This is a genomic window from Fusibacter paucivorans (assembly GCF_018390735.1).
GTDB lineage: Bacteria > Bacillota > Clostridia > Peptostreptococcales > Acidaminobacteraceae > Fusibacter > Fusibacter paucivorans.
In genome coordinates this window covers 1-8,740 of sequence record NZ_JAHBCL010000060.1, presented here as the reverse complement: position 1 = coordinate 8,740, position 8,740 = coordinate 1, and the positions used below count along the sequence as shown (strand labels likewise).

14 protein-coding genes are annotated in these 8,740 nt (G+C 36.4%); all 14 read right to left on the bottom strand.

Translation table 11 applies throughout. The annotated features are described in order from the left end of the window. Nucleotides 1-453: 453 nt before the first annotated feature. Entirely contained in the window at nt 454-924 is a 471-nt protein-coding gene (locus tag KHM83_RS19125) for an NUDIX hydrolase (protein ID WP_213238638.1), read from the bottom strand. Between the two features lie 32 nt (nt 925-956). Beyond that, complete coding sequence (locus tag KHM83_RS19120; protein ID WP_213238637.1) at nt 957-1,376, bottom strand: hypothetical protein; 420 nt, start codon at nt 1,374-1,376, stop codon at nt 957-959. Between the two features lie 387 nt (nt 1,377-1,763). Next, nucleotides 1,764-2,132: an HD domain-containing protein gene (locus KHM83_RS19115; RefSeq protein ID WP_213238636.1), complete on the bottom strand. Its 369-nt coding sequence runs from the start codon at nt 2,130-2,132 to the stop codon at nt 1,764-1,766. Nucleotides 2,133-2,224: 92 nt separating this feature from the next. After that, a complete protein-coding gene (locus KHM83_RS19110) occupies nt 2,225-2,710 on the bottom strand; it encodes a hypothetical protein (protein WP_213238635.1) in 486 nt (161 codons plus the stop codon). Between the two features lie 39 nt (nt 2,711-2,749). Continuing rightward, nucleotides 2,750-3,109 carry a hypothetical protein gene (locus tag KHM83_RS19105; protein WP_213238634.1) on the bottom strand — a complete coding sequence of 120 codons (360 nt, stop codon included), beginning with the start codon at nt 3,107-3,109 and terminating at the stop codon, nt 2,750-2,752. Between the two features lie 21 nt (nt 3,110-3,130). Further along, nucleotides 3,131-3,358, bottom strand: coding sequence for a hypothetical protein (locus KHM83_RS19100; RefSeq protein ID WP_246543209.1), 228 nt, complete (start codon nt 3,356-3,358; stop codon nt 3,131-3,133). A gap of 88 nt (nt 3,359-3,446) precedes the next feature. Further along, nucleotides 3,447-4,007 (bottom strand): hypothetical protein, encoded by a 561-nt coding sequence (locus KHM83_RS19095; RefSeq protein WP_213238633.1) that lies wholly within the window; start codon nt 4,005-4,007, stop codon nt 3,447-3,449. 58 nt (nt 4,008-4,065) lie between these two features. Next, nucleotides 4,066-4,803 carry an elongation factor P 5-aminopentanone reductase gene (gene ymfI / locus KHM83_RS19090; protein WP_213238632.1) on the bottom strand — a complete coding sequence of 246 codons (738 nt, stop codon included), beginning with the start codon at nt 4,801-4,803 and terminating at the stop codon, nt 4,066-4,068. 92 nt (nt 4,804-4,895) lie between these two features. Next, a complete protein-coding gene (locus KHM83_RS19085) occupies nt 4,896-5,414 on the bottom strand; it encodes a hypothetical protein (protein WP_213238631.1) in 519 nt (172 codons plus the stop codon). After that, on the bottom strand, nt 5,368-5,676 hold the full coding sequence (locus KHM83_RS20075; RefSeq protein ID WP_213238630.1) for a methyltransferase domain-containing protein: 309 nt from the start codon (nt 5,674-5,676) through the stop codon (nt 5,368-5,370). The genes KHM83_RS19085 and KHM83_RS20075 overlap by 47 nt, the downstream gene beginning before the upstream one ends. 44 nt (nt 5,677-5,720) lie before the next feature. Next, complete coding sequence (locus KHM83_RS19075) at nt 5,721-6,638, bottom strand: amidohydrolase family protein (RefSeq protein ID WP_213238629.1); 918 nt, start codon at nt 6,636-6,638, stop codon at nt 5,721-5,723. Nucleotides 6,639-6,698: 60 nt separating this feature from the next. Beyond that, the gene (locus KHM83_RS19070; protein WP_213238628.1) at nt 6,699-7,277 is read right to left on the bottom strand and encodes a hypothetical protein; all 579 of its coding nucleotides are present in this window, start codon (nt 7,275-7,277) and stop codon (nt 6,699-6,701) included. Between the two features lie 88 nt (nt 7,278-7,365). Further along, entirely contained in the window at nt 7,366-7,824 is a 459-nt protein-coding gene (locus KHM83_RS19065) for a hypothetical protein (protein WP_213238627.1), read from the bottom strand. Between the two features lie 269 nt (nt 7,825-8,093). Continuing rightward, nucleotides 8,094-8,552, bottom strand: coding sequence for a hypothetical protein (locus KHM83_RS19060; protein WP_213238626.1), 459 nt, complete (start codon nt 8,550-8,552; stop codon nt 8,094-8,096). Between the last annotated feature and the right edge of the window lie 188 nt (nt 8,553-8,740).

Here is an 8,740-nt window from a genome sequence, read left to right as displayed (position 1 = left end):
CTCAATACATATATGCTATATGTATTGTAACAAATGACTACGGCAAAACAAGGGAGCTATTTCATCGTGGCATTGACAAAGACAAAGAGCAAGGCAAAGTCAAATCACGTGGACTAAAACAGGTACCAAACCTCTCCAAGATGTGTTTAGTATAATCATAGGAAAGACCTTCTTCTAGAGAAGGTCGGTTAGCGTCTGTCCTGCTCCAAAAGACGGCTTCAAAGAGCATTTCACGTAAAAATTGATAGTCATTTGGTGTATAGGGTCTATAACTTGTCATGCTGTCCTCCTGCGCATCATTTAGATTTGTAACGTTTGCCAATCGGTATGATGTTTTGTACTAAAATAGATTGTTTTGCCGTCCATTATTTTTATGCGAACCATTGATGCGCCGCTTAAAAGTAATAAGTCCCCCTGCGTGGTATTGGTGAGCTTATTTAGAGGCATCTAGATCTAGTCTCGTATAACAATATGCTCTCTGGAGAAATTACCCGCTAAGATTTTTTGTTTTACAATGGCTGGCTTGATGTTTAACTTTTCTAATTCATCAATTGTAAACCATTGGTAGATCAATCTGGAATCGTCTAATCCGGTATAGGCTGTATTACTATTGATACATTGTCCTTCAACGGCTGTCAATTCGTAAATAAATGATATTTCATGGTATCCGCTTTTTTCGTATGTAAAGAAATTCTCGAGTGACCATAACATCTGTTTTATATTGACTTTTAGGTCGAGTTCTTCGATATACTCTCTTTTTAAGGCAGATACACTGTCCTCATCAACATGAACTCTCCCGCCAACTAGGCTCCAGAACGAATCGTTTATTGATTTATGAAATAGATATTTACCATCTTGTTTCAAAATGCCTGCAACGCGATAGTTGAAAAACATATCCTGTATTTTGAATTTAACGTCTTGCATGATATGCTCCTTTTTTCTGATTATGATGTCTTTTAAATAAAGTCCATTTTACTTGTCCTGAATTTGCTTTGATCCAGTTCAAAATCATATTGAACAGAGAGTAATTCGATTGCTTTGACAAGTGCTTTTTGGTTAAAATGCGTCATTTTAAATTCGTATTGTTTATAACGGGATTTTATCGTCATGAGGGTCCATGAGCCGTAGCCCAAATGATTGCTTTCAATCTCAACTGCTTCTATTTCAGACAAATTTACTTTTATATTCTTGTTGACGAGTCTGTGTACGACTAAATAGTGATGATCAATGGTAATCGCATAATTCCATAAATACATGGCTGAAACGATTAGAATCATTGAAATATAGGCTGAATTGATTTCCCTGTTAATAATAAACAAGATTATTAAGTAAAGCCCAGTAAATGTTATCCATTTTCGTATGGTTGTAAATTTCATATGATCTCCAATTTGTTCAGTAATTTGTTCAGTAACCTGCCAATTCAGTTTAGCGTTCGAGCGTGATTACGCATACCATCATTACAGCAAAGCAACCGAATGCCATCAAAGCTCATTATGACATAGACGCTAAGTGAGCGGTATCGTTTAAGATGATGTAGCCTCCTTGCGGTGTGTCACTTTATATACAACCCCTTCTTTATACTTCCTGATACTGTCTCTTCAACGACTGACCATAGTTTGGGCGTATGCTGTTGTATGAACGCTTTTTTCTTGATAACATCTTCAGCTTTCAAGTGATAGGGATTACAATTCTTCGGAGCAGTTATGAGATGATTGAGAACCGGTTGAAGGGCATCTAATGATCTTGCGAATTTAGCTTCTTCACTATTCAAATTCATGCCATAAATTAACGATTGATTCGGCTTGGTCTTCCGGTAAGATCGATACAAGTTTTTTCAGTGCGGCTTCTTCCTTTTTACTTGCTTCAAGCCTTGCCTTTTCATCAAAGAGGAATGTATCGCCATCGTATATTTCGACTAAATCGTGTATTAAAAGCATTTTGATAATTGTAAGTTGATTTAAACCTTCTACACTGCATTGTTCCATTAAAACCATTGCCATAACCGCTAAATGCCAAGAATGTTCAGCGCTGTTCTCTTGCCGCTGGTTATCCAATGTTAAATTTTGCCTTTTTACGGTTTTTAATTTCTCTATTTCATTAATAAAATTAATTTGCATGTTTAATCTGTTCATGGACGTTCCTCTTTGTTTGGTCGCATCTCAGCATTTAAATGGCAATACCAATACACATATTTTGACACATTTAAATGGTTAAATGGACAATATTAAAAAGTTTGAGCTGTTATTGACAAATTTCTTGCTTTTAAACTGATGGCGTCTGAATAATATTGCTGGTATAAAGCGGAAAGCGTGCTATCCTTCGTGATCAATAACGTGCAGCTGCTATCCCAGCAGATGATCTCGATGTGCGCTTGAGGATGCTGAACTTCGGCATCACCAGTCCAAAGGTTTTCATTGCCGTCTGCAAGTGGCAGGATTGATCGATCAATCGCTTCAATCGGCAAAGACTTTGGAAAACCCGAGATTGTTCCCCATATGAACTGAATACGATGGGTCTCGATGATTTCATTCAACGCTTCACCACTTAACAAGACGGCGTTCGCTTTTAGCGTCTCGACCGGATAGTGATTACATTCAAAATTGGTTATGAGCCAATTATAATCCGTCTGTCGATTGCCTAAGCCGACAAAGACATCATTTAGATAGGTGAAGTGTTCAACTTGATTCGTATTTTCCAAGATTAAATTCATTATGTGCTCCTTAAGTCGTTAAATCACCATTAAAGATTTTTACCAGATGATATACATAAAGGGCATAAATACTAGTCCTGACAAAACGATTAGAACAAACAAACCTGCTAGGATGTGTAAAAGATATGCCAGTGCGCTTCCCAGATCTCGCTTTAATCCCCAAAAAGATAACAAGATTGCACAAATGCTTAGAATGAAGGAGATGATCGAAACAATCCAAATTGCTATTCCAAATAATTTGATATCATAACCTGCGCCAATTGCACGGAGCAGATGGTTAAGCGCAAAGACTACTGGAATCAATATTGCTGCTGTTGCGAGCAACTTTGTAACGAGTCCATTGAGCTTTGAGTATTTTGGGGTTTTGCTTGCTTCAGAAATTTGTTTCAAGTATTTCATTGTGATTGACTCCTTATAGGATTATTTTTCACTGTTTCGTATTAAAAATAACTTTAAAATCGTCAGGATCAAGATAATAGCAATTGTGACGGCACCGTAGATGATTGAACTCGTATACCATGGTGCTGATTGTATCTGATAAAACCCCGGGTATGTCTTATAATGAAAATAATGAAAGGCTACATGCCCAATGAAAACGCCAATGGCAGAGCCAATCATAGTGTTGAGTAAACGGATATATTTTTTCAAAATGATCTTATCTCCTTTTTATCGTTGCCGAGTCTGACATTTATGTGGCCAATCGGAGCAGTTTTAGTGCTTGAATATTATATAAGTATCACTCAACAGCTAATTGATTAATACCGTCAATCAATAATCTCGTTTTTTCAGGCAGTGCCATCTTTTCAAATAGGCTAGTATCATCTTTATATAAATCAGGTACAGCCGCATTGCTATAGGTTCTACGCAGTTCAATTAATGTTTTTAGCGCGTCAATATCTGATTCTGTGAAAGGTTCGCCATCGCTGAGCTTGTCTTCCAGATTAGACAAGAAATCTAAATAGTCCCATATTTCCAAATCAAAATTCTGATTTAAATAGTTTGCTTTTTCAAGTGAACGTGCAATTAAAAACGTATATTGATAAGCTTCATCAATGTTTTTAGCCAATACATCTGTGCTCATTACCTTGTATTGATCGTTAGAAATTAAATGCTCATCCAAATGGTCAATGGTTAAAAATAGAATCGATAGATCACTGGAGACATTATATTTGATGTATGTATCAATGGATCGGTAGCGCTCAAAAGGATCTGTCTGGCGAATGAGATTAATCAAATTGACGGCAATCAGCAGTGCCAATGCAATTTTATATATTCTTTTTTTTTGAATGTGACTCACCTCTTTCTGTGATAGATTTTAGGCTCAAATTAGTATCATACGAAGCGGTATAAAGCGATTACATAACAATGCCACCATTTGGAGATAATATTTGTCCGGTTAGATAGTCACTGCCGTCGGACGCCAGGTAAAATACGCACGCTGCGATTTCTTCAGGTGTACCGAGCCTTCCCATCGGTACCATCTCTGTCATCTCTTCAATTTCTTCATCGGTAAACGACGCGATCATATCTGTCTTAATGATTCCCGGTGCAACGCAGTTGACCTGAATATTAGATGGGCCCAATTCTTTTGCCAAGGCTTTTGTAAAACCGATGATGCCGGCTTTCACCATAGAATAATGGACTTCACAAGAGGCGCCGACAATACCCCAGATAGATGATATATTGATGATCTTACCACTTTTTTCAGAAACCATGTTTTCTAGAACGCCTTGCGTACAATAGAACATGCCGTTGAGGCTGACATTGATCATGTTTTGCCAATCCGCTTCGGTAAGATCCGTAAATAGCTTGGATTGTGCTATACCGGCATTGTTGATGAGGACATCAATTGCGCCATATTCCTTTAGGCAAAATGCAATCATTTTATCCACTTCCGCTTTATTGGTAATATCCGCCTGATATAATTGATGACGATAACCCCTTTGGTCAAATAATGAGCTCAGCGCCTTTGCCTCTTCATAAGAGGTATGATAATTGATGACCACGTTATAGTCATGGGATGCAAACTGTGTTGCAATTGCGCTGCCGATGCCTTTTGAAGCACCTGTAATTAATACGGTTTTTTTGTTCATTTTATCTATCCTTTTTGATTTTGAAAGTGTCTGTTGAGTCTAAATTGGTTTAAGAGCGTTCTTATTTTATTATGTAAATTCTTTGAAGAAAGTTAATTCAAATGATGCAACAGATTATTTAATGCATTCATGTCTTTTGATTTTACATTTAACTTGATCTTTACCGTTCTAAATTTGAAATGCTTATACAATGGATTTGATTGGTTGAATGCCAATACTAAGTTTACATGATTAGCTTCCCCGTCTATTGTCTTCCAAGTATAATTGTTCAGCGTATTAAATGGAAACCATTGAGCGCCGGCATAAATGCCGGTATTTGTAATAATATAACTATGCAGTTCTCTAAAGACGATAGGTATTGCTGTTGCGATTATAATAAGTGTAAACTGCGTCCAAGACAGATCAATATCGGTTATGGCATAGACTGATTCGTATAGACTGATTAACATTGCTGCAAAAAAAACAATCAGTATTGAAAGACAAAGATGCATTATGAAATGATTGTGAAGGACGATTTTAGTATTTTTTCTATAGAATTTAAGCCATAAAAATATATGATAGTATTCACGAACTAACAATAATACAAATACCAGATAAAGAATATAATTCATAAAACCTCTTCTCACATAGCCACTTTAAAGCTTTCGCGCTTTTATGACAAAAGACATCGGAAAATGTGCATATTTTAACGGCGTCAACTTCTTTGACACAATGCATCAGCGGATGATCCCAGCTAAAAATAAAGAGGCCATCTCTTTTGAGATAACTTGAAATATGCTTCAAAGTTGCGTCTAAATCCAGTGTCCATCCAAGGGCGTAAATTGAAAGCACCATGTCAAAATGGTTATGCGGTGTGCTCGGATCACTTTCCATTGATGATTTTTAATTATTAATGATGGCTATTTTCGCAATCTTAATTAACGTAAAAGCAATCCGGTTTCACGCACTGTATTTAAATCATTAGCAGACATACAGCCGCTTTCGAATAAATTGATATAATCCTGCGTTACGCTCTGGTCAAAGATCAGCATATCATCACTATTAATGGTTACCTTGATGCCATGATGAAAGAGCTCCTTAATCGGATGTATTTCATAAGATGGGACTCGATTGAGCATCACATTGCTGGAAGGGCAAATATTGAGTTGAACGTCATTCGTTCTAAGCCAATTTTTTACCTCTATTGATGTTGCAGCTGCTATACCATGCTGAACTTCATCGAGTTCTAAAACATCCACGCCCTTACGAACACTTTCTGCATCACCGAATTCGCCTAAGTGCGCTTTTAATATGATGCCTTTTGATTTTGCTTTCCTGTAAATTGATTTATAATTGGCAACAGAATCGCGATCGTCGCCAACGAGGTCTATGGACTTAAAAAAATCGTATTCAATGACTTCATCGAACATATCTTGAACAGGTTCGATATTTGATGTTCTGCCCAGACATAATTCTGGAATAAAGTCGATTTCTGGTGCGATTGTTTGATGAAGTTGACGAATTGCCATAAAATAGGCTTCGAGTGACGCAAAATGAATAGAATCGCCAATACCGAAGCTCAATGCCAATCGACGAATACCGTCATGTTGGGCTTGTTTAAAAGCAGATTCAACACGCGCAATAAAGCCTTCCTGTCCCGAAAACTTATATTTGATATTAGCGTCATACCATTGCTGCATTTCATCTAAATTTGTGAAATCTCTTTTGGGCAAATCTACATCATCAAAAAAATCTCTTATGTTGCCGCCACGTGTTGCATGGTTGTGTAAATCAGATTTTGGCATTGTTCTCAATGTTTCGTAATCTTTATCTGCTAATGCTTTTGAAAATGTCATATAATCACCTTTCTGAGAATTGATATTTTATAACTTGGATAGACACAATTATGTCTATCCTTATCGTGTATCCCTTACAAACAACTGGTATGGTTTAATGATTGCTTTAAAATGAACCATACAGTCGTTATTTTTAAAAAACACAGGAAAACTAATGTCATAACCGCCGCAAATACAAACACCTAAGCCTACAAAATGGATGACTGGAAAATATAATTCTCTAGTCATAAACTTTGTAAACAGATTAACTTCTTCAACTTGTTCCAGTAGATAGTAACCATCATGATGCGTGTCTCCAAATTTTTTAACCATTTCAAGCCATAAAAGCTTATCCTCATAATCCAGATCACCTAGGATCCCCAATAGTTTTCTACTATCAAGAGCCTGAATATTGATCCCTTCGAGAACAACAGAATGGTTATTTAATACAAACAGCTGCTGTAATAACGCTAGGTATCGATTTTCATAGCGAAGATTGTACTTAACAAAATCATCAATGTTAGAATCCGCTACCTCGCTTAGGCTCAAACAGTGATCATGGATATCGAGAATACCCTTATGTTCAAAAAGAAAATCTTCAATTGCTTGTGTAGAGATAAACAGTTTATGTTCGATCTCTAATTTACTAACTGGTTTCATATGCTCCCCTGCAAGTACTCTAAAATTGTTTTTATGGTTAATGCTGGGCAATCGTGAGATGGTTGGCTTCTTTGTCAATAATAAGATATCACCAGGTTATTTGGATTTTCCCTTTGGCATTGTTGCCAATAAGAACAATTTTAATTTTTTCGTCGGCACTTTCTATCGTCACATTGCTGCCAATTTCTATAATATTAACTTCACCTTCATTTTCTTCTTGTAGACTGTCAATTGCTGTCTGATACGTTTCTTCAGAAAATGCTAGTTCAGATAAAACATTATCTTGTGAATCTCGGAATTGGAGTTTAAGCGCCCCTTCAGTGATTAAATAGTTGTAGCTAAAGGTGTATGCCTTCCCAGTCCTACTTTTAAACGAGCGAATAGCTTCACCATTCAAATTAGAAAATGTTAATGCCATATTGCCATATTGTGTCTCTTCTTCTAAAGATGTATGTTCAGCCATGCTTTCAAATTCAATATTTGGTTTGCTGCATGATGATAAAAAAAACATACATGCAAGCAACATTAAAATCTTCATTATCTTCATTTTTCTCATTCACCTATAAATCGTTATAGTCTTAATTTTAATTCATGGCTAAAAGCGTAATACCTCTGCGACAGCTCTACCCGTCTTCAAATACTACACGCTGTTAGCTGTATACAGCTAAAGTGATCGTGGATCAAGTGAGCTATAAAATAATGATAGCATACTTTTATTGCTTTAAATGAGGAAATTACAGCATTTAGGTTTTAATCCTTTCACGATAATTGGGATTATATTCATTGTATGAAAATTAAACCTATTGTCGTGAAGGATCAATCATAACCGCCATTTGGTTCTCCGAGCGCTTTAAATGCATCCAGTGCTTCAATAGACTGGATGATCTCATGTAATGCTTCGTGTAGTCGAACAGCCTTTTCCGCTGTTGAAGCATTTTCATCATGCCAGTAAACATGATGTGATACATTGTCATATGCAATATTTAAATCATATACATTACTCGGTGTCACAAATTTAGTTACACCTGCTGTGGGATTGTCCTGATATGGCGGGTTAAATGTCTCGGGATATGTTAAAATCTGCGCTTCATAAAGCTGATTATAGATGTTTTCTAAGAATTCTTTATCGGGTGTAAAATGACCAATTGCTAATCCATCTAGAACGAGGTCTCTTTGAAGGGTTTCATTTTCTGTATCAATACCACTGAATTGACTCGCTTGGTCCACCCCATACTGGAAAGTAACTGTAAAATCATCAGGCATTATTTCAGGCATTGAATGATTGAGGGCTTCTTTCTGATTTATGTAAGCACAAGCGGTTAGATTAAATATCAAGAACGTCAATAGACCAGCTAATAATAGTCAAGTAGTGTTTTGAAAAAAGCTTAAAAAACTTGTTTCTTGAAAATGAGTATGACAAACCAAGCCATTGAAAAGTACGAACAATGACTGAAATTATTATG

Excerpts from the sequence above, each read along its gene's own strand:
- KHM83_RS19125 (WP_213238638.1), bottom strand. The coding sequence starts at position 924 with ATGCAAGACGTTAAATTCAAAATACAGGATATGTTTTTCAACTATCGC.
- KHM83_RS19120 (WP_213238637.1), bottom strand. The coding sequence starts at position 1,376 with ATGAAATTTACAACCATACGAAAATGGATAACATTTACTGGGCTTTAC.
- KHM83_RS19115 (WP_213238636.1), bottom strand. The coding sequence starts at position 2,132 with ATGAACAGATTAAACATGCAAATTAATTTTATTAATGAAATAGAGAAA.
- KHM83_RS19110 (WP_213238635.1), bottom strand. The coding sequence starts at position 2,710 with ATGAATTTAATCTTGGAAAATACGAATCAAGTTGAACACTTCACCTAT.
- KHM83_RS19105 (WP_213238634.1), bottom strand. The coding sequence starts at position 3,109 with ATGAAATACTTGAAACAAATTTCTGAAGCAAGCAAAACCCCAAAATAC.
- ymfI (WP_213238632.1), bottom strand. The coding sequence starts at position 4,803 with ATGAACAAAAAAACCGTATTAATTACAGGTGCTTCAAAAGGCATCGGC.
- KHM83_RS19085 (WP_213238631.1), bottom strand. The coding sequence starts at position 5,414 with ATGAATTATATTCTTTATCTGGTATTTGTATTATTGTTAGTTCGTGAA.
- KHM83_RS20075 (WP_213238630.1), bottom strand. The coding sequence starts at position 5,676 with ATGGAAAGTGATCCGAGCACACCGCATAACCATTTTGACATGGTGCTT.
- KHM83_RS19075 (WP_213238629.1), bottom strand. The coding sequence starts at position 6,638 with ATGACATTTTCAAAAGCATTAGCAGATAAAGATTACGAAACATTGAGA.
- KHM83_RS19070 (WP_213238628.1), bottom strand. The coding sequence starts at position 7,277 with ATGAAACCAGTTAGTAAATTAGAGATCGAACATAAACTGTTTATCTCT.
- KHM83_RS19065 (WP_213238627.1), bottom strand. The coding sequence starts at position 7,824 with ATGAAGATAATGAAGATTTTAATGTTGCTTGCATGTATGTTTTTTTTA.
- KHM83_RS19060 (WP_213238626.1), bottom strand. The coding sequence starts at position 8,552 with ATGCCTGAAATAATGCCTGATGATTTTACAGTTACTTTCCAGTATGGG.